Raw genomic sequence first — 26,123 nt, 5'->3', positions numbered from 1 at the left:
ACACTGCTGTCGGGTGGCCTAAAGCGCATGCTGGGTCGCCGTCCACCGGCCAGGACGGCGGGCGGCCTCATCCTGACCGGGCTGGCAACCGAGACACTCACCGCCTGCCTTCGGCCAATACGGCTGCAAGGAGTCCCGGGAAGCGGGCATCGAGATCGGCGCGACGCAGAACCATCAGACGAGCCTTTCCCACCCGACGGGTGTGAGTAATTCCGGCTTCGCGCAGGATCCGCCAATGGTTGGACAGCGTCGATCTGGGCACGTCCACGCCGTCCGGGCTGCAGGCGCTCTCGCCGTCCTCGGCCATCCGACGGACCAGTGCCAACCGAACCGGATCGCCCAGGGCATGCAGCACCACAGCCAAGTCCACGTCCGCATAGTCGGGCTGTCCCACTGGCCCTCCTCGTCTTCGCCTACATCACACAAGTAGTATGCAGATCACTTCGACGTTTCGGGAAAGTCGAAATGATCTAGGAGATGACCGTGCCAGTGCTCGCCACCCTCGCCCGCGTCTACGTCGACGACCTGGACGCGGCACTGCCCACCTTCATCGAGCTCACCGGAGAGCAGCCACGACTCCGGTTCACTTACCGCGACCTGGACCTCGCGAGCATCGGCGGCTATCTGCTGCTCGCAGGTTCAGAAGAAGCCCTCTCCCCATACCGCGGCACCCACGCCACCACGATCGTCGAGTCCCTCGACCAGGTCCTGCAGCTCACCGAGCAACACGGCGGAAAGATCCTCGACGGCCCCAACGAGGTCCCCACCGGCCGCAACCTGACCGTGCAGCACCCCGGAGGCGCGACCATCGAGTACGTGCAGTTCCACGCAACCGCACGATCAGCACTCGCATGAGTCAAACAGGCGCCCTGAGAGGACGTTAAGTCCCTTTCCGGTAAAGGCCCCGTCCGGGCTGGGTTAGGAAACCTTGGCGGGTGAGGCGTCCGAGGCGGCTGCGGGTGACGTTCAGGGCGGGGTCGCCGGTAGGCATGCCGAGGAGTTCGTGCAGGTCGCGGACCCGGAATTCCCGGTCGGGGTGCTGGTTGAAGGCGTTCACGATGGCCTGGTATGCGGTGGACTGCTCGGCCGGATCGGGTGCGGCTGTGGCGGGTACGAGCTCGGCGAAGACCTTCCCGGCGGTGGCCAGTTCGGCCAGCCGGGCCTCGGCCTCGCCCAGGGCGTGCGTGAGGTGCTCGATCTGCCGGCGCAGGTCGTCGGCCCTGGCCGCGGCCCGGTCGTGCTCGGCCTGCAGGCTGATGAGGAGCTCGGTGATGTCGTCGTTCATGCGGCTGCTACGATCTCGTCGCGCCAGGTCGGGGAAGGCGTGGTGAGGCGGCGGGTCATGTTCGCGGTGGCCGCCCAATAGACGCGCGAGGCGGAGTTGTCGGGCCGGTGGTCGTACTCGCGCACCAGACGCCGGTGAAGCATCAAGGTGCCGTTGACCTGCTCGACTACCCACCGCTTCGGCTGCGGGACGAACCCTTTAGCCTTGTCGTCGGGGTTGCGGACCACGGTCTCGACGGTGATGCCGAGCAGGGCACCGTGGATGATGGTCTCGTCCTTGAACCCCTGGTCCACCAGGACTTTCTCCAGACGATTGCCGCACCGCTCGGCGGCCAGGGTGAGCAGGGCGGTGCCGGCGGCGTTGTCGTGCGCGGAGGCGGCGAGCACGACGACCCCGATGATCAGGCCCAGCACGTCGACCACGAGTCCGCGCTTGCGGCCCGGTGTCTTCTTGTTCGCGTCCAGCCCCGTCGTGGTCTTGGGAACCCCGGCCGCCGCACGGACGGACTGGGTGTCTATGACCACGAGGGACGGGTCCTCTAATCGCTTGGCCCTCTCCCGCACCTGGCAGCGCAAGAGTTCCTGTATTCGCTGGTCAAGGCCGTCCCGGCGCCACAGCGTGAAGTAGTAGAACACCGCCGACCACGCGGGCAGGTCGTGCGGGAGGTAGCGCCACTGACAGCCCGTCCGGTTCTGGTAGAAGATCGCGTTCACGACCTCCCGCAGATCACAGGAGCCCGGATCCCCCGTCGCCGACCGCGCCACCCGCCCCTGCTTCCACGACTCGATCATCGGCCTGACCAGATCCCACTGCTCGTCCGTCATGTCGCTCGGATACGCCGGTCTCTTCATGCGCTGCAGAAGATCATCCGAGCTCCATCCAGCACGCCAGTAGGGATCACGACCACACGAACGAGTGATCACGAACCATGGATAACGGGACTTTAGCGCCCTCTGACAGTGAATCTAGTCGCGAGGGGTGAGCCGGCTGGGGGTGTCGTATAGCGAATGAACGGTCAACCTCCCCCTTGACATCGAACGCGGTCGCCCCAGGTCAGCGCACTGCACCCGACTGACCGATCTGCTCAGCCGTCGGTTTCGGACGTCTTCCGAGGATGGGTCGGGTAGATCTCATGCCAGTGCCGGGCGGAGCGGACCAGGTCGTCGATGACGTGGAGGAGGAACTGGCTCGTGTTCTCCAGTCGGACCCCGGCGGGGGTGGTGGTGCCGAGTTTCTGGGCTGCGATCTTGCAAGCCTCAGCTATTTGGGTCTGGGCTCGCGCGCTGGCCACGATGGACTGGAACGCCACGTCGTCGTCGATGGCGTAGCGTTCGGCGCGGCTGTGGGGGTCGCGTTCGCGTTTGATGAGTGCCTGATTTTGCAGGTAGCCGACGGCCTTGGAGATGGAGGCGGGGCTGACGTGCAGGCGTCGCACGAGTTCCGCGGAGGTGAGGCTGCCGCTGTCGGTGGTGAACAGCGCGGCGAGGACCCTGGCCATCATCTGTGGGAGCCCGGCCTGAATCATCAGTTCCACGCTCTGCGCGTCCACCTCGTCCACGAGCCGTGGATCGCGCCCGGGGTCAGCCCTTCCTGGTGACGGTGTCGGCGCAGTGGTCCTGTGCTGGCGCCCGTGTCGTGTGCCGGCTCGGTGGGCCGCCTCGGCGTGGTAGCCGCGCGGCCCGCCGTTGCGCGTCACTTCGCGGGTGACGGTGGAGGTCGGCCGCCCGATGCGGCGGCCGATGGCGGCGTAGGTCAACTCCTCGCGCAGCCCCGCGGCGATCTGCTGTCGTTCTTGGAGCGTGAGTCTGTCACCGGGCATCAGGTGTCCTCCACTGTCGGCGTCGAGGTCAGGTTAATGCAACGCTGTTCGTTGCATTAGTCGGCATGAGCCATGCAACAATTCAATGCCGTTGACCTGTAGTTATGCAGCTGCTTCGCCTGGTCGTGATTGACGATTGCATGAATGCAACGTAACTTTCGCCGAGTTGTAAAGGCGCTCACTGCGGCGCCGCCTCACCAGCGGAAGTGAAACCCATGACTACCGATCTCGGTCAACGTGCGGTCGCGGCGACTGCCGTACGCAAGGCGTACGGCGACCACGTGGTGCTCGACGGCATCGACATCCACATCCCCGCGGGGTCTGTCTTCGCGTTGCTCGGCCCGAACGGCGCCGGCAAGACCACCGTGGTGCAGATCCTGTCCACGCTCATCCGCGCAGACACCGGCGAAGTGCGGGTCGCCAGCCACGACGTGGTCCGGGATCCGGACGCGGTCCGTGCCGCGATCGGCGTCACCGGCCAGTTCTCCGCGGTGGACAGCTTCCTCACCGGCGAGGAGAACCTGCTGCTGATGGCCGACCTGAACCGCCTGCCTCGCCGGGAACGGCGGCAGCGTGCCCAGGACTTGCTGGCGCGGTTCGACCTGGTGGACGCGGCCCGGAAGCCTGCGGCGACGTACTCCGGCGGGATGCGCCGCCGACTGGACCTCGCGATGACGTTGGTCGGCCAGCCCCGCGTGATCTTCCTCGACGAGCCGACCACCGGGCTGGACCCGCGCAGCAGGCGGACGATGTGGGAGATCATCCGCCGGCTGGTGACCGACGAGGGCGTCACGATCTTCCTCACCACCCAGCACCTCGAAGAGGCCGACCAACTCGCCGACCGGATCGCGGTGCTCCACCAGGGAAAGCTCGTTGCGGAAGGCTCGCCGGAGGAGCTCAAGCGGCAGGTCGGCGGCGGCCACATCACCCTGCACTTCGCCGACCCACGCGGCTACGACCATGCGGTCCGGACGCTGGACGTGGTGTCCCGCAACGAAGAGGCATACATCCTGCAGATCCCCAGCCAGGGCGATGTCCGGTCGTTGCGCGCGCTGCTGGATTGGCTCGACCACGCCTCGATCACGGTGGACGAACTGCAGGTCCACACCCCCGATCTCGATGACGTCTTCTTCGCCCTGACGGGCAACCCGGTCACGGAACAGGAGCCCGCCCGATGAGCACCGTTTCCACTACCGTTTCCCACGCCTTCGCCGACTCGGTGACGATGTTGCGCCGCCAGTTGCGGCACATGCTGCGTTATCCGACGCTCATCCTGACCGCCGCCGGCGTTCCGGTGGTCTTCCTGCTGCTGTTCGTCTACGTCCTCGGCAGCACCCTCGGGACTGGCCTTGGCGGGCCGTCGGGCGGCCGGGACACCTACACGAACTACGTCGTCCCCGGCGTCATCCTTATGACTGTCGCGACCGCTGCCCAGGGCACGGCGATCTCGGTAGCCATCGACATGACCGAGGGCATCGTCGCCCGGTTCCGCACCATGGCCATCGCCCGGGTCTCGGTGCTCACCGGCCATGTGTTGGGCAGCCTGATCCAGACCCTACTGAGCATCGCTGCCGTCATCGGGGTCGCGCTGCTGGTGGGATTCGAGCCGACCGCCGACTTCGGTGAATGGCTCGGCGCGGTCGGCGTTCTCGTGATGATCATCCTCGCGCTCACCTGGCTGTCGGTCGCACTGGCCATGCTCGCTAAGAGCGTCGCCGCCGCGAGCAACATGCTGACGCCGCTGATGATCCTGCCCATGATGGGCAGCGGGTTCGTCCCCACCGACTCGATGCCGGCCGGGCTGAAATGGTTCGCCAGTTACCAGCCGTTCACCCCGTTCATCGAAACCCTGCGCGGGCTGTTGATGGGCACCCCGATCGACAACAGTGCAATCCTGACCATCGGTTGGTGCGCCCTGATCGCTTTGGGCGGCTACTTATGGGCAAAGAAGCTCTACAATCGCGAGCCCACCAAGTGAGCGTCTTCGTTGCGTCAGCCCGTGAACTGCACCACCACCTCGGCATGCCCACCGACGACGGACCGTCAACATCCCCCGCAGCCACCTCGGACGGCCAACGCTTCCTCACCCAACCCCGGACGAGGCCGCTACCAGAAACGGACCTAACACCCTCTGAAACAGACACACCCGCTGGTGCCGCCAAAACTTGTGAACATCCGCAGGCTCGCTGATCGCAAACTGCCGGCCAAACTTATCGACAAACGCTGTCGCGAGAGATGAACGAAGCCAGACTTGGCGATCTTCTTGATCTCCCGGCGTTCCGGCAGGGTGAAGGTCTTCGGTCGCCCAGCCTTGTACTTGGGGTCGAGCGAGCCGAATCCGTCGGTGTTGAAGTTGTGGGTCACATCCCGGACCCGGTCCGGATCTCCTTGCCGACTCCGGCCAGACGCCCCCGGCGCCTCCCGTAGGCTCCTGGCATGCCTTACGGGGTGGATGCGCGGGAACTGTACGAGGCCCTGGCGTGGTACGAGGGGGTGGAGCCCTACGAGGCGATCGTCGTGTCGTGGCTTGATCGGGCCCAGGACTGCTACCGCGCCTGGCTGGCCACGGCGGCCGAAGATGGCTCCTGGTGGGCCGAGAAGGAAGCGGAGCCTGACGGCCAGGAACTCGTGTGGGAGCTATATGCCCTGCACCGGGTCAGCGACCGGCTGCTGCTCACCTTCCAGCCTCCCTCCGACGAGCCCGGCTCCCCGGACCCGCGGCCCTCGCTCTCGGAGCGCGAGTACCTCGACGTGTTCACCTCGCTCGGCATGACGCCGTTCGAGGACGGCGACGCATTCGACCCGTTCCTCCACGAGATCGTCGAGGTCGAACAGGCCGACGACCCGCACACGCCGATCGAGATCACCGAGGTCCTCTGGCCCGGCCTGATGCTGGGCCAGCTGCTGTTCAACCGGGCCGGCGTGCGGATCCGCGCCGGCGTCGAGTACGCGCAGCGCGGCGTCGCGGACCGCTCGCCGCTGTACTGGACCTTCCGGCGCCGCCACCGGCCAACGGTCGACCTGTCCCAGGGCTGGGGCAGCAATTCCCAGTGGCGCACCGACTTCCGCCTCGACTACCGGACCCCGGCCGGCGATCGGCTCAACATGGCGGGGGACCGCCCGATCGACGGCAGTGCCGACCTACACCCCGACCACCCGAAGAATCTCAGCCCCGAGGAGAGGCTCCTGACGCCCGGCGACCGGCGCGAGCTGTTGCGCCACCGCTGCCTGCTGCGCACGCCCGAGGCCGCCGACGCACTGGCCGGATCGCCCGGCTGGGAGCGGGATCTCATGCCCTTCGACTGGCAGCTTCTGGACTCCGAGGCCTGAGGCCGGGCGGCCGGTCGTCGGCAGACGGGGGACGGGGGACGGCCGGACCGGCCTGCGCCGCCCGTCCAATGGCCCCGGGGAGACGTCCTTTCGTTGAGGGGCGTTGGTCAAGTGGCCAGTGCCGTGAGGTAGAGGTCGCCCGCGCAGTCGAGGGCCTCCTCTGGAGAGCCGACGGGTAGTCCGCTGGGCAGGATGTTGTCCTTGTAGCTGTCGTTGCTGGCCAGGTAGAGCGCGAAGCCCCAGGTGTGCAGCACCCCGGTGAAGCGCAGGCGACACAGCGGGAGGCTGTGCCCGCTCGGCAATTCGGCTCCGACATAAGCGAATCCGGCACGGAAGCGGACCGTGATGGCGTCCACCTGCGGCCACCGCCCTCTACCTAGACCCGCCCGAAGTGGCGGTCGTCCTGTCCATCGACGAGAAGACCGCGATCGCCGCCCGCAACCGGGCCAGTTCCTCAGCAGGACTCCTGTCGGCCTCGCGGCGCTCGGGCAGTGCCTGGGACTCGTCTTTCTTGCGGACCCACGTCCGCAGCGACTCGGTGGTGATGACGAGGTCCGCGGCCATCGCCGCGCATGGTGCGCTTCGCGCCTGCGGCGCGGCAGAGCGCGACCGCGTACTTCCTGAACTCCTCCGGGTACGGAGACTTGCGTCCCACCTGGACATCCCTCCCTGGACCATCGGGCGCAGGATCGACCGACCTTCGCGCCACCCGTGACCACCGAAACCCGCCCCACCGCTCCGATAGCATGTTCGAACTAACGACGATCACCCCTCCGTCCTTCACCGGAAAGCCATGCATCCAGCGCGAAAAATGGCCTGGTCAACTAAATAACAAATCGGCGAGACAGTTGATATCTATAGCATCGCGGGTGTTTTCGCGAATAAACAGCAGAATTACGTTCGCCGCGTGGCGTCAACCACGGGCGATACCGTGGGCCACTGCAGGTGTGGCGGCACTCGGCTTGCTCATCACTCTGGAGATCGCCGCACGTCGCTGCGGCGGCGTACCGGGGCCGATGACCAATCAGGTGAAAGAGGTGATATTTGCCCCCAAGCCAGGGCCCCTGTACGCCGGTATGGCGTTGATGATGGTGGTGCTCACCTGGCGGGAACGGTTCATCGCGGCTGGTGTCGCGATCGGCATCGACGTCGTCTTCGTACTGGTGCGGTGGGCGCTCGGCGTCGAGGTGACCGACGACCATTTCTTCGGCAACGGCGCGTTGTGGGTGATGTTGGGCTGTGCGGTCATCGCGGTCACGCGCCGCACCGGCTCAGAACGTGTCCTGCTACTGAAGGGCGTCGGGCTGGGCCTACTGCTGGTGGCCGGCCGAAAGACCGGCGACACCTGGCTGCTCATCACGTCGAAGACCCGGCCGGCGGTGCTCGACCAGTACGTGGCGACCGCCGATCACGCACTGGGCAACCCGTCGTGGCTGGCAGGCCGGGTTGTCGAGGTCACCGGCCCGATCGGAACCCATGTTCTCGGCTGGGTCTACGCTCAGCTTGCGGTGGGCGCGGTCGTCGTCGCGCTGTACCAGCTGCGCAACGTGGCGGTCGAGCGCCGCTTCCCGAGCCACCATCTGGTGCGCACCTTTCTGGTGATCGGCCTCCTGGGGCCGGCCATCTACATGCTCTTCCCGGTGGTCGGACCGGTCTTCGCCTACGGCCCGGGCGCCTCCGGCACCGGCGGCGTGCACTGGGCGGTGGCCAACCTGTGGCCGGACACGCCACCGCCGATCAACGCCCCGCACCCGGTGCCATACGACGAGATCACCCCACGCAACTGCATGCCCAGCCTGCACACAGCGTGGGCCACCGCGATCTTCATTCATTCCCGCAAGGGCCCACGGATTCTGCGATTCGCAGGCGCGTTCTGGCTGATCGCCACGCTCGGCGCAACGCTGGGATTCGGCTATCACTACGGCGCGGATCTCATAGCCGGCGTGGTGTTCGCGCTCACGATCGAGGCAGCCCTGCGCTCGGTCGAACGCGGCTGGGATCGGTCACGAATCCAGCTGGTCGCCCATGGCGCAGCGGTCTTCGCCGCGCTCCTGGTGTCGTATCGCTATCTGCCGATGCAGATGGCCGAACACCCTTGGGTGTTCGGACCACTTCTCATTCTGGCGATGACCTCAGTGGTCTACGGCTACGTGCAGACCACCAGACTGTGGGAACCGAAGGCCGCACCCGTGCGGCAATTGGAACCGGAACCGCAACCCGAACTGGCTTGAGCCACCTTGCATGCAACGGACTGAAGACCGCGTCCGGCTCAGGCTTTGAGCGTTCGCTCCAGCGCGGGGACGACACCGCAGATGATGCCGGAAGCGCCGCAGCACCACCATACTGAGCCTCTTTCAACCCGTGCTTCAGGGGGTGAAAGAGGCTCAGTGATGTTTTTCGGATCGCGCTAGGTCGTTCGACCGCCCACCGCTTAGGGATCGGGGTGAACCCCCTGGTCCCGAGGGTGCGGGCCGTGATTTCCATGTCGATGCCGTGGGCGGCGACGTGCTCGGCGAGGTGCTGACGGTAGCCGCCGTCGACCCACACCTTGCGGATGCCCGGGTGGTCGGCGGCCCCTTGGTCGAGGAGCTGGATGCCGGCCACGGAGTCCTGCACGCCGGCCGCGGCGACCAGCACCCGAGCAGGAGGCCGATCGTGTCGATGACGATGCTCCGCTTTTGCCCGACGATCCAGTAGTGCTTCGTTACGTCGGGTGATCTCGCTTGGTGGTGGGCAGCGGCTCCGGGGCGAGTTAGCGGAGTTCGTTGCCGATGTGTTCGGGTCGGCGCCGCGGCGGGATCAACGGCGGTGGGGCGAGTGTTGTCTGCGGGGCCTGATGCTGGACGGGCGACGCAAGTCGATCCAGCCGATGGCCGACCAGCTGCCAGACGGCAGCATGCAGGCCCTGCAGCAGTTCGTGAACCAGTCGCCGTGGCAGTGGACACCCGTGCGCGAGCGGATCGCCGAGCGGTTGTGCGAGGCGATCCAGCCCGAGGTGTGGGTCGTCGACGACGTGTCGTTCCCCAAGTGCGGCACCGCATCGGTGGGGGTGGCCCGCCAGTACTGCGGGATGTTGGGCAAGCGGGCGAACTGCCAGGTCGCGGTCAGCGTGCACGCGGGCACCGACAGCGCCTCGTGCCCGTTGGAGTGGGAGCTGTTCCTGCCCTGGCCGGCCAGGGGCTGGCGGTCCCGGTCATCGTGGAGGCATGCTCGCGCCCTTGCTCCAGCGGCTGCGTAGTGGCGCAAATCAGGCGGAGATCGGTGACTTCCTACTGCACGAGCTACGTGATCACTGCGGTCTCAACACCGAGTTCCAGCAGCCCGACGCGATTGCTGCCCAACTGGTCGCTTGGTGGGCAGCTGCTGACCGGGGCGACGGCTTGGAATGACCGTAACCGCGGAAGGCTGGAGACGAACTACGCCCCTCACAGCTGCAGCAACGGAGGGAGGCCCGGCTGCACCCCGCCCTGCACCACTCCGGCAGCAATCGAGCCGCCCTCGGCACGGATGCGGGCGCTGTGCCCCACAGTCAGTCCGCCCGCGCCGGCCGCCGCGCCGCCCTGCACGGCGGTCCGGCCCAGCACGCTGACCAACTCGGCTTCGGACCGAGTTCGTTACTCCTCGGAAAGACCCTCCAGTACAGCCTCGATGCGTGCTTGCAACGCCGACTCATCACGGTTCCGGTCCGCTCGGCTTCCACCGGCCCGACGCCGACGTCAGGGCCTCCGCAGTCGCGTCGAGACGCTCCAACTCCACCTGCTCACGCCGTTCATCACCTCGGGCGAGCCAGCGGGCCACCGCCTGCCGGAGCCCCGACCACGCGTCTGTTCCGGCCGCTGCGACCACCGCTGTACCGTCCGAGGCGGTGCCACTGCTCGGCGATCAGGTTCGGGGCCTCGGTGGGCTGGTCGCGGAAAGTACCGGAGAACCTGGGTCGCCTACTCGCCGAACCGTTCGGCGGTCTTCTCCGCGACGGCGGCGAAAGAGGGTCAGTGGGCCGGGCCTTCAGCGAGGCGGGACTCCATCACGCTGACCAACTCGTCGGGGACGCCCTTGAGGTCCGGCTTCCCGTTGAGTACGCGGAAGGCGACGGCCTCGGCGTTGCCGGTACCGAATCGGCAACGCCGATCCAGCTGGCGGCCGACGGAGCAAGGCGCGGCTCGGGCACAAATTTCTGAGCCCGTCCCGGCATCGAGCGCGCCACCGTGAACCGCCGCGGACCTCGGGCGGCCTCGTGGACCGCGGCGGTCCTGTGCCAGACGAACTCACATTCCGGCATCAAGATCAACTGGTCGCGTCACGCGGGGTGACGCTGAATTCAAAAGGAATGGTTCCGGGATCCAGCGCGGTCACGCCGCCGTCCACTGTCAGAGCAGCACCATTGACGAAGGACGCTGCCGGCGACAGCAACCAGGCGATGGCTTCGGCAACCTCGCGCGGGTCACCGGGGCGACGTGCTGGCAGCAGCCGGGTGGCCTCATCGTATGCAGCCTCGACGCCTTCGGAGACCAACCCGGCATCCTCAGCGAATCGGGCCATACGGCGGTCCGCCATCTCTGTACGCACCCAGCTGGGGCACACCGCGTTGGCCCGCAGGCCACGCGGCCCATAGTCCACGGCCAGCGACCGGCACAGCTGAAGCAGAGCCGCCTTGGACGTGGCGTAAGCGGCATTACCCACCCCGTTGCGCAGGGCAGAGACCGAAGCGACCGCGACGACGGATCCTCGGACCTGGAGCAAATGCGGCAATGCCGCTCGCATCACCAGGAAGGGTCCGGTGAGATTGGTACGCATTACCAACTCCCAGTCCTCGTCGCTCAGCTCCCCGACGCCCCCGCTGCGCCCCACTCCCGCATTGACGACCAAACCATCGAGCCGACCGAATCGCGCAACCGTTGTTTCAACGAGGCGATGAACAGCTTCCGGGTCCGTGGTGTCAGCAGGGCAGGCCAGGGCTCCGGTCTCCGCGGCGATGCGGTGCAGCGGCTCCGGTCGCCGCCCGGAGACCACAACTTCGTGCCCAGCCCCTCGCAACAACCGAGCAGTTGCCGCGCCAATGCCAGTTCCTCCCCCAGTCACGACCACAACACGCTGATCCCTCACGAGCGTTCGGCCTCCTACCTCGGACATATGAGTGACGTGATCTTATGCAGCTGCGGAGGGTCGACAAGAGTCGGCATGGCTTAACTCGACCACATCAACCCGAACTTGGGCTGTGCAGCAGTAGCACGGCCACCGACGCAGCCAACTCGAGGTGAGAGCGGCAGGTGCGGGCGATCGCTCCGTCTCCCCCCGCCGTCGAATGCACTGGAGCAGGGCAGCTCCGGCCAGGTGATGGGGCGGCGCCACAGGTCAGTTCAGCGCCGAATGCGGCAGCACCGGGCACTGGCCGCGTTTCGGGTGCCCCGCGGCGGCCTCCTGCGCGAGCAGGAGCGGGATGGCGGCGACGCCGGTGTTGCCGACGGACTCGACGTTGTGCAGTTGGCTGCTGTCGATGAGGCCGAGTCGGCGGGCGACGAAGTCGGTGATCCGGACATTCGTCTGGTGCGGCACCATGTAGTCGATGTCCGTGGTGGTGCACCCGGTCGCCGCGACAGCCTGTTCGGACGTGGCCACCATGTGGCGACTACGCGGCTGGACCACCATGCACTCGGAGATCGAGGCTGACTGGACGAAGAAATGTCGGCGCACAAGCTGAGTTCGGCATGTGCGCGCCAGAAACGCAAGCCAGTCGTGTGCATGGGTCGCGAAGGGCGGCCTGTTCTGAGACCACCGGGGTGATGCGGGCGCGAACTCAGGCGACAGAGCGCAGGGCGGGTCGGAGCGGGTCGGCCCAACCGCGCCCTTATGGCCGGCGTTGGAGTGGCCTACCGGACGATGCGCGCGGCTGCCCCGTCTTCGGGGTTCCCGTACTTCGAGATCAGCTGCGTGTCGCTCATGCGGTCGACTTCTTCGTTCCGTTCGACTGGAAAGATCACGTGGGTGCCCTTGTCCGTCCAGTACTCGACGATGCGGTGTGTGTCGGTCGCTCGGCTCATCCTGTGCTCCCTTTGGTGCGTGGGATTCAGGGTGCGTCTGTGCAGGTTGAGGGTCAATGGGAAAAGGGTCTTCCGTTTTGAGCGACGGGAGCGTAGGTTCCGTTCACCCCGTGTCGGCGCCTCGAGGCGCTGGCCCGCCGGTCCCGGGGCGGCGGGCCACGCGGGGGCCAAATACTTGAGACGGTCTCCTCAAGAGGAGCCGGAGGTCAGGTGCTGGTAGGCCGGTCTCACCGCCGTCCATAGCGCCGCTGCACGGGCGAACCGGCAGCACCGGCGCCCGCCCGCCGGAGGGTCTGGCGCGGCGGACCCGCCGACGGTGATCGGGCGCGGGAGGATGGGTCAGGTCTGCCGGGCGTGCACCGGCTGGTTGGCGACCTCGTCCGGGCACTTCCGGTGAGGTCGGCGCATCCGCCGGTCGCGCCTCCAGTCGAACGTCGCGAGGGCCAGGGACGCCGCCATGCCGACGAGGGCTGCGCCCAGCGCAGTGACGACTGCACCGCGGTAGTTGTCGCCCTTGCCGAGCACCAGGTAGAAGAGGCCCGGGAGGGCGGCGGTGCCCACCGCGGCGCCGAGCCGCTGGCCGGTCTGCAGGGCGCCACCCGCCGCGCCCGCCATGCGCACGGGCACTTCACGCAGGGTCATGGTGATGTTGGGCGAGACCACGAAGCCTCCGCCGATGCCGCCGAGGAACAGGGCCGGGGCGGCGGCCCAGGGAACGACGTGGAGGGGCGCGAAGCAGAGCAGCAGCGCGGTGCCACCCAAGCCGACGATCACGCCCGTGAGGCCGCACACGGTGAGCAGGCGGCCGAGCCTGTCCACCAGACGGCCGGAAACCACGGCTGCGCTCGCCGAGCCGAGGGCGAAAGGGGTCACGGCGAGGCCGGAGCGGAGCGGGGAGAAGCCGAGACCGTGCTGGTAGAAGAGGGCGAAGACCAGCCAGAGGCCGCTGAAGCCGATGAAGTACAGCGTGCCGACGCCGACTCCGACGGCATAGCCGCGAACGGTGGTGAACAGACGCGGGTCGAGCAGCGGCTGGACGCCGTGAGCGGCGAGGTGCCGCTGCCGCTGGGTGAAGACGGCGAGGACCGCGCCGCCGACGAGGAACAGCCACCACAGGTGGCCGAGGCCGCCGGAGGCCGCCTGGACCAGCGGGTACATGAGCGCGAGCACGCCGAGTCCGAGGAGCAGGACGCCGGACAGGTCCACGTGTCCCCGCCCGGACCGCCGGGTGTGGGGCAGCAGGCGGCGGCCGAGGAGGACGGCAAGGATGCCGATGGGGACGTTGACGTAGAAGATCCAGCGCCAGCCCTGGGCTCCGGAGGCGAGGGCGATGATGGCGCCGCCGGTGACGGGGCCGACGGCGGAGGAGATGCCGACGGTGGCGCCGAAGAAGCCGAAGGCGCGGCCTCGCTCGGCGCCGCGGAACATCTGCTGGATGAGCGCGGAGTTCTGGGGCGCCATGAAGCCGGCCGCCAGGCCCTGGGCGAGGCGGGCCGCCACCAGCAGCGTGATGTCGGGGGCCGCGCCGCAGGCCGCGCTGAAGATCACGAAGAGGCTGAGAGCCAACAGGAAGATACGGCGACGGTCCATGGCGTCGCCGAGGCGGCCGGCGGTGACAAGGGCGAGGGCGAAGGTGAGGGCGTATCCGGAGACCACCCACTGCACCTGTGTCGGGGAAGCGTGTAGATCGCGCTGGACGGTGGGCAGGGCGACCGCGACGATCGTCACGTCGAGCAGGCTCATGAAGCCGGCCACCAAGGTGACCCACAGGGCCCGCCACCGGTGCGGATCCGGCTCGTATCCGGCCTCCTGAGCGCCCGGGTCTCGACCGCCGGCCGCTGGCGTCAACGCCGCCACGTGTGCTCCTCTCACAGGACCGCACCCGGACGGATCAAGTTCCCCGGCAGGGCACTGGCACACATCACAGCCTGCGACCTGAACCTCCCCGAAGGAAGGCCAGCCGGACTGCTGCCCGAGGCATGAGGGTCACGCGTCGGCAATGCGTCGGGGTGGTCGGCGGCTCGCGGCCTTCGCGGCGCAGAGGCCAAGCTCCCGTCAAAGACGCAGCCAGAGGCACCGGGCAGGCACGGACCGTGCAGTTGTGGTCCGCGCCGCGTGGCACCGCCACCCCGGTTCAGGTCGGCGAGAGCCTTGGCGTGACGGGAGAATGTGGGACCAGTGGTTCCGCGCCACCAGTGCTTCGTATCCGCCCCGGCCGAGGATGGCGTGGTACTGGAAGACCTGGGTGGTGAGTTCGGTCGCCACGCAGGGTGCATGGCGGGCACACGGGCGCGCAGGGCGTCCACGAACTCCAGGACCTGCAGCCGGGAGCCGGCTTCTTCCGGACTGAGATAGGACAGCATGTTGATATAGGGGCGGCGCGTAGACAGCTTTCTACGGCGTCGGCCGCGTCGCCCGGATGGCCCTGGGCCCGGGCCTGGGCGACCTGGGTTCAGGCATGCAGCACGAGTACGGTCGCGTTGCCTGGCTCTCGTGCAGCTTGAAAGAAATCCCATGCCCGGGGGCTCAAACGGATCACACTACGCACACGGGCTGAGCCAAGATCGTTACCAATCGCGCGTCCTGCCCGTACAAGTCCGGGTATTGCAGGCGTCTGCACCGCCGGACCTCAAAGGGGGGCAGCATCGGCGGCGGGATCGGCACCACCGCCTGGCTGCTGCCGCAGGGCATCAAGCCGGGCCGTCCGTAGCTGTCTACGAGCAGTGACTCATCGGTTGCCGAATGTCTTACTCCTTCAGGCAGCTGCCGGCCCTTCGCGTTCGCCGCCGTCGTGGTGGATCGACGTCTTCGAGCCGGTCAGGGGAACGCCCGTCCCGCCGCGTCTGGCCGCGACGATCTCCGCCACGATCGACAGGGCGGTCTCCTCGGGCGTTCGGGCGCCGAGATCCAGGCCGATCGGCGAGCGCAGTCGGGCCAGTTCCCGTTCGGTCACGCCTTCCGACCGCAGACGCCGATTGCGGTCCTCATGGGTGCGGCGCGAGCCCATCGCGCCGACGAACGCCACCGGCATACCGAGGGCCACCTTCAGCAGAGGTACGTCGAACTTCGCCTCGTGGGTGAGCACGCACAGGACGGTACGGGCGTCGGTCTCGGTGCCCCGCAGGTAGCGGTGCGGCCAGTCGACCACGACCTCGTCGGCGTCGGGGTAGCGGGCCCGCGTGGCGAAGACCGGGCGGGCGTCGCAGACAGTCACGTGATAGCCGAGGAACTTGCCGGCTCGCGCCAGCGCCGACGCGAAGTCGACCGCGCCGAAGACGATCATGCGAGGGGGCGGCACCTTCGACTCGATCAGCAGGGTGAGACCGCCGGGGCAGTGCGCGCCGTCCGCCGAAAGGTCCACCGTGCCGGTGCGCCCCGCCTCCAGCAGGGCCCCGGCTTCGGCCGCCGCCGTCCGGTCCAGGTCCGGGTGGCCGCCGAGGCCGCCCTCGTACGTGCCGTCGGGCCGGACCAGCAGAGCACGGCCGAGGAGATCGGCCGGGCCGCGGGCGACCCGCGCGAGGGCCGCCGGTTCACCCCGGGCCGCGGCGGAGAGAGCCGGCCCGAGGACCGCGCGGGCGCGCGCTTGCAAGCCCACCGGTGTGATCAGCACGTCGATCGTCCCGCCGCAGGTCAGTCCCACGGCGAAGGCGTCCTCGTCGCTGTAGCCGAACCGCTCGAGGACACTCTGCCGGGTTTCGAGCGCCTGCAGGCACAGGTCGTACACCGCACCCTCGACGCAGCCGCCGGAGACCGAGCCGATGACGGTGCCCGCACTGTCGACGGCGACGGCGGCGCCGGGACCGCGCGGCGCGCTGCCGTCGACGGCCACCACGGTGGCGACGGCGAACTCCCGGCCCTCCTCGATCCAGTGGTTCAGCTCCTCGGACAGGTCAAGCATCCGGCGCCCCCGCGGAGGCCGACAGGACGCGGTCCGGTCGGATGGGCAGGCTGCGGTGGCGTACGCCGGTCGCGTGCCAGACCGCGTTGGCGAGGGCTGCCGCGGCACCGACGATGCCGATCTCGCCGATTCCCTTGATGCCGACCGGATCGTCGGGGTCCGTGTCCTCGATCCAGTCGGCCTCGATGCGGGGTACGTCGGCGTGCGTCGCCACGTGGTAGCCCGCGAGGTCTGCGCCGACGTGGCCGCCCGAGGCTCGGTCGCGGACGGCCTCCTCGTGCAGGGCCATGGAAATGCCCCAGATCATGCCGCCCTGGAGCTGGTTGCGTGCGGTGAGCGGATTGACGATCTGGCCCGCCGCGAAGATGCCGAGCATGCGCCGGACGCGTACCTCGCCGGTGGTGACGTCGACGGCCACCTCGGCGAACTGGGCGCCGAAGGAGTGGCGTTCGGCAGGGGCGAGGGCGCCGATGGCCGCAGTGGTGTCGGACCGTACCGTGATGCCCTCCGGCGGGATGTCGGTACCGAGGGTCAGCCTGTCGCGGAGTTCGCCGGCCGCGGCCCTGACGGCCCAGGACCAGGACCGGGTGCCCATGGAGCCGCCGGCGATCATCGCCGGGCCGAAGTCGCTGTCCCCGATGCGCACGCGGACGTACTCCACCGGCACTTGAAGTGCGTCCGCGGCGACCAGGGTGAGTGCGGTACGGGCCCCGGTGCCGATGTCAGCCGCGGAGATCCGGACGGTGAAGGTGCCGTCCGGGTGCGCGGTCGCGGTCGCGGTGGACGGTGCGGCGCCCGCGGGGAAGGAGGCCGCCGCCGTGCCGGTCCCGAGCAGCCAGCGGCCGTCCCTGCGCCGCCCGGGGCGCGGGTCCCGGTCGGCCCAGCCGAACCGGTGGGCACCCTCCCTGAAGCAGGCGGCCAGATTGCGGCCGGCGAACGGCAGGCCGGACACCGGACCCTTGTGGGGTTCGTTGCGCAGACGCAGCTCGATCGGGTCGATCCCGCACTTCTCTGCGAGTTCGTCGAGCGCCACCTCCAGCGCGAAGGACCCCGGCGCCTCACCTGGGGCGCGCATCCACGTCGGGGTCGGTACGTCGAGTCGTACGACGCGGTTGGCGGTGTTGTGGGCCTCCGCGTCGTACATCACCCGAGCCACCCCGGCGCTCGGTTCGACGAACTCGTGCACGGTGGACGTGAGGCTGAGCGCACGGTGCTCGAGTGCGCGCAGCCGTCCGTCGGCGTCGGCGCCGAGCCTGACACGCTGCGTGGTGGGGCTGCGGTAGCCGGCCAGCGAAAACATCTGTCGGCGAGTCAGGACGACCCGTACGGGCCGCTGCAGGACGGTCGCTGCCATCACGGCGGCCACCTGGTGGGCGCGGACGCCTTTGCTGCCGAAGCCGCCGCCGACGTGTTCGGAGCGTACGCGCACCGAGGCCGGGTCGAGTGAGAAGAGGTTGGCGAGTTCGCCGACGACCCAGGTCGCGCCCTGGTTGGAGTCGATCACCTCCAGGCGGCCGCCGTCCCAGCGGGCGGTCGCCGCATGCGGTTCCATCGGGTTGTGGTGCTCTTCGGGAGTGGTGTACTCGGCGTCCACGACGACGGCGGCGGCGGCCAGTTCGGCATCGAGGTCGCCCTTCTCGGTCACACCGGGCATGTGCCCGTCCACCGGGTAGGCGCCGGCGTGCTCGTCTGTGAAGTCGACGTCGTGCGGCTCCTGCTCGTAGTGGACCACGAGCACCTCGGCGGCCTCCCTGGCCTGCTCGGAGGTCTCGGCCACGACCAGCGCCACCGGCCAGCCCAGGTGCGGCACACGGTCGTGCTGGAAGACCGCGCAGGTCGGGTCCGGGGGCGTGCCCAGCAGGCCGGTGTAGTCGGTGTCGACGCGTGGGGCGTTGCGGTGGTCCAGCACAGCCAGCACGCCCGGCATGGCGAGGACGGGGTCGGTGTCGAGGGCGCGGATGCGGCCTCGGGCCACCGTGGACAGCACCAACCAGCCGTACGCGAGGCCCGCGAACGGCACTTCTCCCGCGTAGCGCGCTGCTCCAGTGACCTTGTCCCGGCCCTCCACGCGGGTGTGCGCGGTGCCGACGGAGGGCGCCTGTGCGGGTGTTCCGGTGGTGACGGTGGTCATCGGGCCGCCTCCTCGGCGAGTTCGGACAGGACGGCCACCACGAGGTTGCGCATGAGGTCCACCTTGTATGCGTTGTGCGACAGCGGGCGCGCCGCCGCCAGCTCGGCGTCCGCCGCGACGGCGTAAGTCTCGGGGGTGGCCGGCGCACCGGTCAGGACGCGTTCGGCAGCGGTGGCCCGCCACGGACGGGAGGCGACCCCGCCGAAGGCGAGGCGCGCGTCGCGGACGACGCCGTCACGGACGTCGAGCGCGGCAGCGAGGGAGCCGATGGCGAAGGCGTACGAGGCGCGCTCGCGCACCTTGCGGTAGCGCGAGTTGGTGGCGACCGGCGTGGGCGGCAGCGTGATACCGGTGATCAGCGCCCCCGGCGGCAGGGCGGTCTCGTTGTGCGGGGTTTCATCGATGGGCAGGTAGAGGTCGGCGAGCAGCAACTCCCCCGGCCCGTCCGCCGTTTCGAAGTGGACGACGGTGTCGAAGGCGGTGAGGGCCACGGCCATGTCCGAGGGGTGTACGGCGACGCAGTGGTCGGACGTGCCCAGGATCGCGTGGTTGTGGTGCTCGCCCTCGATCGCGGGGCAACCGCTGCCGGGGACGCGCTTGTTGCACGGCTTGGTGACGTCGGTGAAGTAGCCGCAGCGGGTGCGCTGCAGCAAGTTCCCGCCGACCGTGGCCATGTTGCGCAGTTGCCCGGACGCGCCGGCCAGCACCGCCTGCGCCAGCGCGGGGTAGCGGCGCCGGACCTCGGGGTGGGCTGCCAGGTCGCCGTTGGTGACGGTCGCTCCGATGCGCAAGCCGCCCTGCGGCGTCGACTCGATCTTGTCCAGCGGGAGTTCGCGGATATCGATGAGCCGGGTGGGTCGCTCGACGCCGGTCTTCATCAGGTCGACGAGGTTGGTGCCGCCGCCGAGGAAGCGCGTGTCCGGATCGGCACCGCGCAGCGCGAGGGCGTCGGCGACGTCGGACGCCCGCTGATAGCCGAACTCCCTCATGCCGCGGTCTCCTTCGCACCCGTCCGCGCGCTCATGCGGCCCTCGTTCGTCCGGGCTTCGGCCGCGCGGGCCACCGCCTCGACGATCGAGACGTACGCGCCACAGCGGCACAGATTGCCGCTCATCCGTTCCCGGATTTCCTCGGCAGTCAGGGGTGGCGATCCCGCTTCGGGGCGGATGTCGCCGGTGACGGCGCTCGGCCAGCCGGCCGCGTGTTCCTCGATCAGCCCGATTGCCGAACAGATCTGTCCCGGCGTGCAGTAGCCGCACTGGAAACCGTCCAGATCGAGGAAGGCCTGCTGCACGGGGTGCAACCGCTCCCCGTCGGCCACTCCTTCGATGGTGGTGATCTCGCGGCCCTCGGCCGCGACGGCCAACTGCAGGCAGGCGACGGCCCGGCGCCCGTCCAGCAGGACGGTACAGGCACCGCATTGTCCCTGGTCACAGCCCTTTTTGGTGCCGGTCAGATCGAGCCGCTCGCGCAGTGCGTCGAGCAGGGTGGTGCGGTGATCGACGGGCAGTGTGTACTTCTCGCCATTGATCTTCAAGGTGATGACACTGGACGTCGACGTCGTTGAGGCCATGAGCTGCTTCTTTCGCATTTCCAGGACAGACGGGAGGGGCCCTGCGGCCGGAGTACCGGGCGGCGGGGAATCTGCGTTGCGCGGGCCTGTGCCGCGGGGCGAAGCGAAGGTGCGGGATGCTGGCGCCGAAAGGTATCGGCTGACGGCTGCCGGGGGCAGCGTCCGCAGCTATGGTGGACGTAACCGGACAGCTGTCCGATACCTGGAAACTTAACGGACAGCTGTCCGGTTAGCAAGGGCAAGGTTCGGTCAGGAACCCTCGAGGAGAACGAGTGCCGCAGCAGAAGGATCCCCGCCGGCGCTCGGACGCGCAGCACAACCGCGAGCGCATTCTGGAAGTGGCACTCACCGAGCTGTCACGCTGCGCGGACGCCCCGCTGAGCTCGATCGCCAAGAAGGCCGGTGTCGGACAGGGCACGTTCTACCGCAACTTCCCCAACCGTGAATCACTCGTCCTCGAGATCTACCGCCATGAGATGCAGCAGGTCGCCGATAGTGCGGCCCACCTGCTCCAGAGCCAGCCCCCCGAACAGGCCCTGCGTGCCTGGATGGACCGGCTCTCCGAATTCGCCATGACCAAGATGGGCCTGGCCAATGCGATTCGGCAGGCCACCAGCGCACCGGGCGGCCCGGCAAAGCCGTCCCACACGCCCATGACCTCCGCCGCGGAACTCCTGCTTCGCGCCAACGAGGAAGCCGGCACCATCCGCCCCGGAGTCACCGCGGACGACTTCTTCCTCGCCATCGCGGGCCTCTGGCAGCTCGACCCGCACGATGACTGGCAGCCACGCGCCGCCCGGCTCCTCGACCTGGTCATGGACGGCCTGCGCACGGGGGCGCCCGGCAGGTGAGCGCCGCACTGCCGACGGCGAACGGCATCGAGGGCGGCCCGCGTCCCACGGGGTCGCGAGCGCAGATCACGACCGCATCGACGCAGTCCGCCGCCGACTGAGAGCTACTGCTCATCCGACTGCAACCAAGATCACGCATCTGGGCGCGCGCTGAGCCGCGCCACGAGCCTGATCACCGCCGGCGGCCGAGCGCAAGTCTGCCCGTGAGGGCAGTCACAGCCGATCAGGCGCACTTCCGATTTCTCGGTTGTTTCGCCGTGCTCGTCGGAGACCGCCCGGTCGCCGCCGGGGCGTGGCGACTGCGCAAGGTTCGAAGCCTGCTGAAGCTGCTGTGCCTGGCACCGGACCACCGGATACACCGGGAGCAGCTCTACGACCTCCTGTTGCCGGGCCTCGACCGGACGGTCGGAGCTCATCGCCCCGCTGCCCGCACGTCCTCGTGCTCGCAATCAGCCAAGAGCCCTTGCAGGCTACGGGGAACGTTGCCCTTGCCGACTGATTGGGGCGCTCACGCATGTCGTGCCAGGGCGAGCCCGTGCGGTACTTCCACGCGATGCGATCGCCTCGATCACCTGGCCGTGAACCCGCCACCACCCGCCCCGCTTCGAGGCCTTCTCCGGTAACAGCGGCTCGATGCACGCCTATTAGGCATCACTCGACGACACAACAGTCCAACGATCCGATGATCTGGCGCAGGCGGCCCTACAGATGCGATTCCAGAGCGGCATAGACCCTCCGCCAGGCGTCCGCCCCAGCCTGCGGGTCGTAGTCGTCCGGGCGGTCTGCACAGGCGAAGCCGTGCCGGGCGCCCGGGTAGGTCACCAGCTCGTGCGGCACCTTGGCCTCGGTGAGTCGCTGCTCGGCCTGCTCCCACTCCTCGGCCGGGATGATGTGGTCCAGCTCGCCGCGAAAGCCCAGCAGGAATGCGCTGCCTGCGGCGATCCGCTCGCTGGTCTCCAACGGAGGCACCGGGCCGACCAGCGGGAAGCCGCTGTTCAGCAGCCAACCCGGGTAGAACACCGCGACCAACTCGAAGCTCAGCTCAGTCGCCGCCCGCACCGCGATATGCCCGCCCATACTCAGGCCGAGGAAGGCCACGCCCCGCTCCCCGGCTTCAGCGCGCGCCGCCGCCAGCGCCGCAGAGGCGTCAGCCACCAACTCGTCCCGATCCAGCGCGCGCATCAGCACCAGGCCGTCCTCGCGCTCCTTGGCGGAGTAGCCGAGCTCGGTGCGGCGAGCGCTGCGCCAGTAGTAGTCGGGCGCCAGCGCAACGTACCCGGCCGCCGCCAACTCCGCGCAGGTGTCGCGGACGTAGGCGTTCACTCCGTAAAGCTCGGAGCAGACCACCACGGCGCCCCGCACCTCACCCACCGGGCGGTGCACGTACGCCTCAATGCCGCCCGCTTTGCCGAGTCTCTCCCACTGACCAATCATCAGTCCCCCATGCCTCGATTGCTCAACGACGACGCAATCCTAGCCTCGCTTCACGCGGCGGCCAGGGCCTCCACCAGCAGCAGGCCGCGCCCCTCCGCGGCCTCCGGATTGACCCGGCGCGGCGCCGGCCGCCGTGCGGAGCCGTCCTCGACCTCCAGCAGTACCTGGTCATCGGCCATCCGCGGGCGCACTGCGGCTTCACCACCCGCGCAGCGTCCAATGTGCGGAGCCCTTGGGCGGTGTTGGCCTCGACCCCCTTGACGATCAGGTCCCGGGGGACGCTATCGAAGAACTTCGGCGTTTTGCCGACAGCGGCCCTGGCGCCAGACTCCTCCCACGCCTTGCAGTCGTTGCAATTGCACGGTGCCCTTGGCGAACCGCCTGCGGGGCCGCAGGGCAAGCGCGGGACCGAGGTGGTCGATATTCCGGTCGGCCGCGGACTTCGAGATGCCGAAGAGCGGCGCGAGTTGGCGCATCGTCAAATTCGTGCGCCAGTAGGCCGACACGAGCAGTACCCGGTCCTCCAGCGGAAGGGACCACGGCCGGCCCTTGCGGACCGGATCCGCACCTTCGCGGCGCAGCGCGGTCACCAGCTTCCTGAAGGAGGGCTCAGCCCGCTGAACGGGGCTATCCAAGACGACTCCGACGCCGTGATCGCACCAGCCACCGCAAGATCGTTCCATGATCGGCACAACATCGCGATCCTCTGCCTCCCCGCGATGCTCACCGACCAGACGCGCGCGTGCAAGCCAGCACGCGAGGCCATCGCCGCCGGCGCCGAGGTATGGGTTGGGGACAGGGAGGTGCCCCAGTGGATGGTCGCCGGCATCGCCGCAACGAGGTTGAAACGGTCGTTGGCCCGCGGCCTGCCCGAGACCATCGGCCTCGACGAGACCGTTGAGATCCTCGCACCGCACCGCGGCGAGCAACTGCGCACCGGGACCATCGACGCAGCAGACCGGCTCTCGTTCTTCACTCTGTACTTCGACGCCACCGGGACCGAGCTCTTGGCGTGCAGCGGTGTCAAACGCTCTTCGACGCCCAGCACGAAGGACTCGTTCGAGCCCTGAGCAGGTCATGGAGGCAGGCATGCCGAAGAAATCTCAATTGCGGTCAGGTGTTACGGGACAAGCCTTATTAGGACTCCGTTAGGTCTTCCGGTTCGGCCTGTTCCTGGGCATGTTGGGTGGGTGGACGCATATGAAGTGAACCGTGTCCGGGCGAAGTTGGCGTTATATGTGGCTGATGTGTTCGCCTCGGTGCCGCGCAAGGACGAGCGGGACAAGGGCGACTGCTACCTGCGGGGACTGATGCTGGACGGCCGTCGCAAGTCGGTGCAGGCCATGGCCACTCGGCAACGCGCAGAATCTTCAGCAGTTCGTTAACCAATCCACCTGGGATCCGGTGCCGGTGCAGCGGCGGATCTGTGAACGGATGCTGCCGCTCATCGCGCCGACGGTGGTCGCGGTCAGCGTCAACGCCGCCACCGACACGGCCTCCTGCCCGCTGCAGTGGAGGCTGTTCCTGCCGAAGGAATGGGCGTCGGTCACCCTGGTGAGGTGGGGAGGGCGCTGGTCAGTGGACCCAGCCGCCGGTGAGGGCGAGGACGGCGGAGCCGTCACCATCCGTGAGCTTCACGGCAGTGAAAGCGCGTGCGACGTCCGAGGTCTGCACCCGGAAGGCGGGCCGCTCGACCACGAGCAGCTCGACCATCTGCGCTGCCACGTCCTGCGGCGTCTGCGCGTTGGCGAAGGCGCCGCGGGTGCGGTCCAGATAGGCGGACAGTGCCGGCGCGTACGGCCCGGCCTGCTCCAGTGCGTTGTCGGCGAGGCGCACGTTGCTGACGAACTCGCTGGCCACCGCGCCCGGCTCGACCACGCTGACGGACACGCCGACCGTGGCCGCGACCGGCGCGAGGGACTCCATGAAGCCCTCGACCGCGAACTTGGCGGCGCAGTATGCCTCGTTGAAGGGCTGGCCGATCACTCCGCCGACGCTGGTCACGGTCAACACGCGGCCCCTGCTCGCCCGCAGCAGGGGCAGGGCGGCCTTCGTGACGTGCAGCACTCCGAAGAAGTTGACTTCCATGACGGCGCGCACGTCCTCGACGCTCTCCTGCTCCAGGGTGCCGAGGTGGCCCGCGCCGGCGTTGTTGACGAGCACGTCCAGTCGGTCGAGGCCGGCCAGGCATGCCTCGACCGAGGCCGGGTCGGTCACGTCCAGGGCCCGGACGTCGACGGTGGCCCCAGCCGCCTCGGCCGCCGCCAGCAGCGGGCCCGCCTTGGCGGTGTCGCGCATGGTGGCGATCACGTGCCAGCCGCTTCGTGCGGCGGCGACGGCGGTGGCCAGGCCGATACCGGAGGAGGTGCCGGTGATCAGGGCGGTCTTGGTGCTCATCCTCAGTAACCCCACTTACTTATGTTCCATAATTAATATTAGCCATAACTATGTTCTGGGATACTTCACGTGTCAAGCGCGTCGGTAGGCTGGGGCTCATGTCCACCCCAACGGATGAGCTCACCAGGGAGATCGTCGGCCTCTTCGCGGCCATCAACCGCCGCTACACCCAGGAGTCCGAGGCCGCCGCGGCAACCCACGGCCTGACCCCGCTCCAAGCCAAGGCACTGCTCGCCGCCGAAGACCCGGCCCCGACGCGCCGCATCGCCGACCGGTTGCACGCGGAACCGTCCAACGTGACCGTGATCATCGACCGGCTGGAGTCCCGCGGCCTGGTCGAGCGCAGCCCCGACCCGGGCGACCGCCGCGTCAAGCACGTCGCCACCACCTCGGCCGGCCACACCGTCGCCACCGACCTCCGCGCCCGCATGCCCTTCGCCGCCGAACCCCTCACCCGGCTCACCACGCAGCAGCGCGAGACCTTGCGTGAGCTGCTGCAACTGATCCTGGAGGCATGACGGCAGCCGGCAGACGACCTCGGGCCGCTGCCCGACAACATCACGGTGCACTTGGACGCCGACTACGACCCGGACAAGACCCGCAGCGAACTCACCGCCCGCAACCTGCACGGCCGCATCGCGCAAGGGTGCGAAGGCGCCGATCCAGGCCAGTCAGCAGTGGCATGTCGAGTGCACGCACGCCTGGCAGAACGCCTTCTACCGCCTTGCCCACTGCTACGAACGCTGCGCAACCGTCATCAACGCCTTCTTCGACCTCGCCGACACGATCCTCACCGTCCGTAGCCTGCTCCGCCGCGCCTGGACAACCCACCACTGGGACGACCGCCCGAAACGCCGCCCATCAGTACCCGCCTAGCCGCGTGAGCTCTTGGGCGATCTGGAACGTATGCCGGGCGCGTGGTCGCGCCAGGCGGCGGGTCGGCGAGTCGGCGAGTCGGCGAGTCGGCGAGTCGGCGAGCGGGAGCATGGCCATCAGCGGGAGCCAGGCGCCGTGGTCCAGGCCGCGGCCCGGGTGCTGGTGGAGGGGCTCGTCGTGCGGCATCATCGCCGCCACCCGTCGGGCCGGCGCGCTCGCGTCGGAGGTGTCGTAGCGCAGCCGGTGGTAGCGGGGGTGGAATCCGGCGAAGTCGTAGACCAGCGGGGTCTGCGCGGCGGGTGCCGACAGGGACAGCGGCGCGTGTTCCCAGTGGGCGGAGACGATCAGGACGGCCCGGGGCTTGGGCAGGCTCTGGGTCCAGTTCAGGAGCCGGCGCATCCAGGGGCCGTCGTCGAGCAGTGGCGGGGCGCCGTGGCTGAGGTAGAGGGCGGGCAGGGACCGTCGGCGGGGGTCCAGTCGCGCAGGGCGCC

The 26,123-nt window shown here is 68.7% G+C and carries 27 protein-coding genes and 6 pseudogenes; 11 read left to right on the top strand and 22 right to left on the bottom strand.

Going from position 1 to position 26,123, the window contains the following annotated elements:
- Positions 1–97: 97 nt before the first annotated feature.
- Positions 98–394: an ArsR/SmtB family transcription factor gene (locus tag ACWD3E_RS39625; protein WP_451392339.1), complete on the bottom strand. Its 297-nt coding sequence runs from the start codon at positions 392–394 to the stop codon at positions 98–100.
- 83 nt (positions 395–477) lie between these two features.
- Between ACWD3E_RS39625 and ACWD3E_RS39620 the strand changes: the two genes are divergently transcribed.
- Positions 478–855 (top strand): VOC family protein, encoded by a 378-nt coding sequence (locus tag ACWD3E_RS39620; protein ID WP_451392338.1) that lies wholly within the window; start codon positions 478–480, stop codon positions 853–855.
- 25 nt (positions 856–880) lie between these two features.
- Here the strand turns inward: ACWD3E_RS39620 and ACWD3E_RS39615 are convergent, their stop codons facing one another.
- The 3 genes from ACWD3E_RS39615 to ACWD3E_RS39605 form a co-directional block, all read right to left on the bottom strand.
- Complete coding sequence (locus ACWD3E_RS39615) at positions 881–1,285, bottom strand: hypothetical protein (RefSeq protein ID WP_451392337.1); 405 nt, start codon at positions 1,283–1,285, stop codon at positions 881–883.
- Positions 1,282–2,136: an IS5 family transposase gene (locus ACWD3E_RS39610; RefSeq protein WP_451392336.1), complete on the bottom strand. Its 855-nt coding sequence runs from the start codon at positions 2,134–2,136 to the stop codon at positions 1,282–1,284. Before ACWD3E_RS39610 ends, ACWD3E_RS39615 begins: the two co-directional genes overlap by 4 nt.
- 233 nt (positions 2,137–2,369) lie before the next feature.
- Entirely contained in the window at positions 2,370–3,104 is a 735-nt protein-coding gene (locus ACWD3E_RS39605) for a helix-turn-helix domain-containing protein (RefSeq protein WP_451392335.1), read from the bottom strand.
- A 215-nt stretch (positions 3,105–3,319) separates the two neighbouring features.
- Between ACWD3E_RS39605 and ACWD3E_RS39600 the strand changes: the two genes are divergently transcribed.
- Together ACWD3E_RS39600 and ACWD3E_RS39595 are read left to right on the top strand one after the other, a co-directional pair.
- Positions 3,320–4,282 carry an ATP-binding cassette domain-containing protein gene (locus tag ACWD3E_RS39600; RefSeq protein WP_451392334.1) on the top strand — a complete coding sequence of 321 codons (963 nt, stop codon included), beginning with the start codon at positions 3,320–3,322 and terminating at the stop codon, positions 4,280–4,282.
- A complete protein-coding gene (locus ACWD3E_RS39595) occupies positions 4,279–5,082 on the top strand; it encodes an ABC transporter permease (protein ID WP_451392333.1) in 804 nt (267 codons plus the stop codon). Before ACWD3E_RS39600 ends, ACWD3E_RS39595 begins: the two co-directional genes overlap by 4 nt.
- A gap of 269 nt (positions 5,083–5,351) precedes the next feature.
- On the opposite strand, the pseudogene ACWD3E_RS39590 reads toward ACWD3E_RS39595, so the two are convergent.
- A pseudogene (locus ACWD3E_RS39590) lies at positions 5,352–5,483 on the bottom strand (IS630 family transposase); the annotation flags it as partial.
- 57 nt (positions 5,484–5,540) lie between these two features.
- Between ACWD3E_RS39590 and ACWD3E_RS39585 the strand changes: the two are divergent.
- Positions 5,541–6,434 carry a hypothetical protein gene (locus ACWD3E_RS39585; protein WP_451392332.1) on the top strand — a complete coding sequence of 298 codons (894 nt, stop codon included), beginning with the start codon at positions 5,541–5,543 and terminating at the stop codon, positions 6,432–6,434.
- 107 nt (positions 6,435–6,541) lie between these two features.
- Here ACWD3E_RS39585 and ACWD3E_RS39580 read toward each other — a convergent pair whose 3' ends face one another.
- Positions 6,542–6,790 carry a hypothetical protein gene (locus ACWD3E_RS39580; protein ID WP_451392331.1) on the bottom strand — a complete coding sequence of 83 codons (249 nt, stop codon included), beginning with the start codon at positions 6,788–6,790 and terminating at the stop codon, positions 6,542–6,544.
- Positions 6,791–6,806: 16 nt separating this feature from the next.
- On the bottom strand, positions 6,807–6,998 hold the full coding sequence (locus ACWD3E_RS39575) for a hypothetical protein (protein ID WP_451392330.1): 192 nt from the start codon (positions 6,996–6,998) through the stop codon (positions 6,807–6,809).
- A 383-nt stretch (positions 6,999–7,381) separates the two neighbouring features.
- Between ACWD3E_RS39575 and ACWD3E_RS39570 the strand changes: the two genes are divergently transcribed.
- Entirely contained in the window at positions 7,382–8,665 is a 1,284-nt protein-coding gene (locus tag ACWD3E_RS39570) for a phosphatase PAP2 family protein (RefSeq protein WP_451392329.1), read from the top strand.
- Between the two features lie 181 nt (positions 8,666–8,846).
- Here ACWD3E_RS39570 and ACWD3E_RS39565 read toward each other — a convergent pair.
- Positions 8,847–9,124, bottom strand: a pseudogene (locus ACWD3E_RS39565) (transposase); the annotation flags it as partial.
- Positions 9,125–9,150: 26 nt separating this feature from the next.
- Here ACWD3E_RS39565 and ACWD3E_RS39560 point away from each other — a divergent pair.
- Positions 9,151–9,600 (top strand): annotated as a pseudogene (locus ACWD3E_RS39560) (IS701 family transposase); the annotation flags it as partial.
- Between the two features lie 259 nt (positions 9,601–9,859).
- On the opposite strand, the gene ACWD3E_RS39555 reads toward ACWD3E_RS39560, so the two are convergent.
- From ACWD3E_RS39555 to ACWD3E_RS39515, 9 genes are all read right to left on the bottom strand, one after another.
- Positions 9,860–10,018: a hypothetical protein gene (locus ACWD3E_RS39555; RefSeq protein WP_451392328.1), complete on the bottom strand. Its 159-nt coding sequence runs from the start codon at positions 10,016–10,018 to the stop codon at positions 9,860–9,862.
- Between the two features lie 700 nt (positions 10,019–10,718).
- Positions 10,719–11,537, bottom strand: coding sequence for an SDR family NAD(P)-dependent oxidoreductase (locus ACWD3E_RS39550; protein ID WP_451392327.1), 819 nt, complete (start codon positions 11,535–11,537; stop codon positions 10,719–10,721).
- 249 nt (positions 11,538–11,786) lie between these two features.
- Positions 11,787–12,053 carry a 3-oxoacyl-[acyl-carrier-protein] synthase III C-terminal domain-containing protein gene (locus ACWD3E_RS39545; RefSeq protein WP_451392326.1) on the bottom strand — a complete coding sequence of 89 codons (267 nt, stop codon included), beginning with the start codon at positions 12,051–12,053 and terminating at the stop codon, positions 11,787–11,789.
- Between the two features lie 248 nt (positions 12,054–12,301).
- Positions 12,302–12,472 (bottom strand): hypothetical protein, encoded by a 171-nt coding sequence (locus tag ACWD3E_RS39540; RefSeq protein WP_451353233.1) that lies wholly within the window; start codon positions 12,470–12,472, stop codon positions 12,302–12,304.
- A 339-nt stretch (positions 12,473–12,811) separates the two neighbouring features.
- A complete protein-coding gene (locus tag ACWD3E_RS39535) occupies positions 12,812–14,329 on the bottom strand; it encodes an MFS transporter (RefSeq protein WP_451392325.1) in 1,518 nt (505 codons plus the stop codon).
- A gap of 898 nt (positions 14,330–15,227) precedes the next feature.
- On the bottom strand, positions 15,228–16,370 hold the full coding sequence (locus ACWD3E_RS39530; RefSeq protein WP_451392324.1) for an XdhC family protein: 1,143 nt from the start codon (positions 16,368–16,370) through the stop codon (positions 15,228–15,230).
- The gene (locus tag ACWD3E_RS39525) at positions 16,363–18,501 is read right to left on the bottom strand and encodes a xanthine dehydrogenase family protein molybdopterin-binding subunit (RefSeq protein ID WP_451392323.1); all 2,139 of its coding nucleotides are present in this window, start codon (positions 18,499–18,501) and stop codon (positions 16,363–16,365) included. Before ACWD3E_RS39525 ends, ACWD3E_RS39530 begins: the two co-directional genes overlap by 8 nt.
- Positions 18,498–19,490, bottom strand: a complete 993-nt coding sequence (locus ACWD3E_RS39520) for an FAD binding domain-containing protein (RefSeq protein WP_451392322.1) — start codon at positions 19,488–19,490, stop codon at positions 18,498–18,500. The genes ACWD3E_RS39525 and ACWD3E_RS39520 overlap by 4 nt, the downstream gene beginning before the upstream one ends.
- Positions 19,487–20,074, bottom strand: coding sequence for a (2Fe-2S)-binding protein (locus ACWD3E_RS39515; RefSeq protein ID WP_451392321.1), 588 nt, complete (start codon positions 20,072–20,074; stop codon positions 19,487–19,489). The genes ACWD3E_RS39520 and ACWD3E_RS39515 overlap by 4 nt, the downstream gene beginning before the upstream one ends.
- A gap of 272 nt (positions 20,075–20,346) precedes the next feature.
- Between ACWD3E_RS39515 and ACWD3E_RS39510 the strand changes: the two genes are divergently transcribed.
- Positions 20,347–20,925, top strand: a complete 579-nt coding sequence (locus ACWD3E_RS39510) for a TetR/AcrR family transcriptional regulator (protein ID WP_451392320.1) — start codon at positions 20,347–20,349, stop codon at positions 20,923–20,925.
- 702 nt (positions 20,926–21,627) lie between these two features.
- Here ACWD3E_RS39510 and ACWD3E_RS39505 read toward each other — a convergent pair.
- From ACWD3E_RS39505 to ACWD3E_RS39495, 3 genes and pseudogenes are all read right to left on the bottom strand, one after another.
- Positions 21,628–22,359: a dienelactone hydrolase family protein gene (locus tag ACWD3E_RS39505; protein ID WP_451392319.1), complete on the bottom strand. Its 732-nt coding sequence runs from the start codon at positions 22,357–22,359 to the stop codon at positions 21,628–21,630.
- Positions 22,360–22,409: 50 nt separating this feature from the next.
- Positions 22,410–22,538 (bottom strand): hypothetical protein, encoded by a 129-nt coding sequence (locus ACWD3E_RS39500; protein WP_451392365.1) that lies wholly within the window; start codon positions 22,536–22,538, stop codon positions 22,410–22,412.
- 119 nt (positions 22,539–22,657) lie between these two features.
- Positions 22,658–23,026: pseudogene (locus ACWD3E_RS39495) on the bottom strand (helix-turn-helix domain-containing protein); the annotation flags it as partial.
- Between the two features lie 52 nt (positions 23,027–23,078).
- Here ACWD3E_RS39495 and ACWD3E_RS39490 point away from each other — a divergent pair.
- Together ACWD3E_RS39490 and ACWD3E_RS39485 are read left to right on the top strand one after the other, a co-directional pair.
- Positions 23,079–23,429: a hypothetical protein gene (locus tag ACWD3E_RS39490; RefSeq protein ID WP_451392318.1), complete on the top strand. Its 351-nt coding sequence runs from the start codon at positions 23,079–23,081 to the stop codon at positions 23,427–23,429.
- A gap of 120 nt (positions 23,430–23,549) precedes the next feature.
- A pseudogene (locus tag ACWD3E_RS39485) lies at positions 23,550–23,901 on the top strand (transposase); the annotation flags it as partial.
- A 33-nt stretch (positions 23,902–23,934) separates the two neighbouring features.
- Here the strand turns inward: ACWD3E_RS39485 and ACWD3E_RS39480 are convergent.
- Complete coding sequence (locus ACWD3E_RS39480; RefSeq protein WP_451392317.1) at positions 23,935–24,756, bottom strand: SDR family oxidoreductase; 822 nt, start codon at positions 24,754–24,756, stop codon at positions 23,935–23,937.
- A gap of 98 nt (positions 24,757–24,854) precedes the next feature.
- On the opposite strand from ACWD3E_RS39480, the gene ACWD3E_RS39475 reads away from it, so the two are divergent.
- Together ACWD3E_RS39475 and ACWD3E_RS39470 are read left to right on the top strand one after the other, a co-directional pair.
- Positions 24,855–25,274, top strand: a complete 420-nt coding sequence (locus tag ACWD3E_RS39475) for a MarR family winged helix-turn-helix transcriptional regulator (protein ID WP_451392316.1) — start codon at positions 24,855–24,857, stop codon at positions 25,272–25,274.
- 12 nt (positions 25,275–25,286) lie between these two features.
- Positions 25,287–25,632 (top strand): annotated as a pseudogene (locus tag ACWD3E_RS39470) (IS5/IS1182 family transposase); the annotation flags it as partial.
- Here ACWD3E_RS39470 and ACWD3E_RS39465 read toward each other — a convergent pair.
- On the bottom strand, positions 25,618–26,031 hold the full coding sequence (locus tag ACWD3E_RS39465) for a DODA-type extradiol aromatic ring-opening family dioxygenase (protein WP_451392315.1): 414 nt from the start codon (positions 26,029–26,031) through the stop codon (positions 25,618–25,620). The pseudogene ACWD3E_RS39470 and the gene ACWD3E_RS39465 sit on opposite strands and share 15 nt — an antisense overlap.
- Positions 26,032–26,123 lie beyond the last annotated feature (92 nt).

This window comes from Streptomyces sp. NPDC002676, from assembly GCF_053592455.1.
This window is presented reverse-complemented; position numbering and strand designations above follow the sequence as displayed.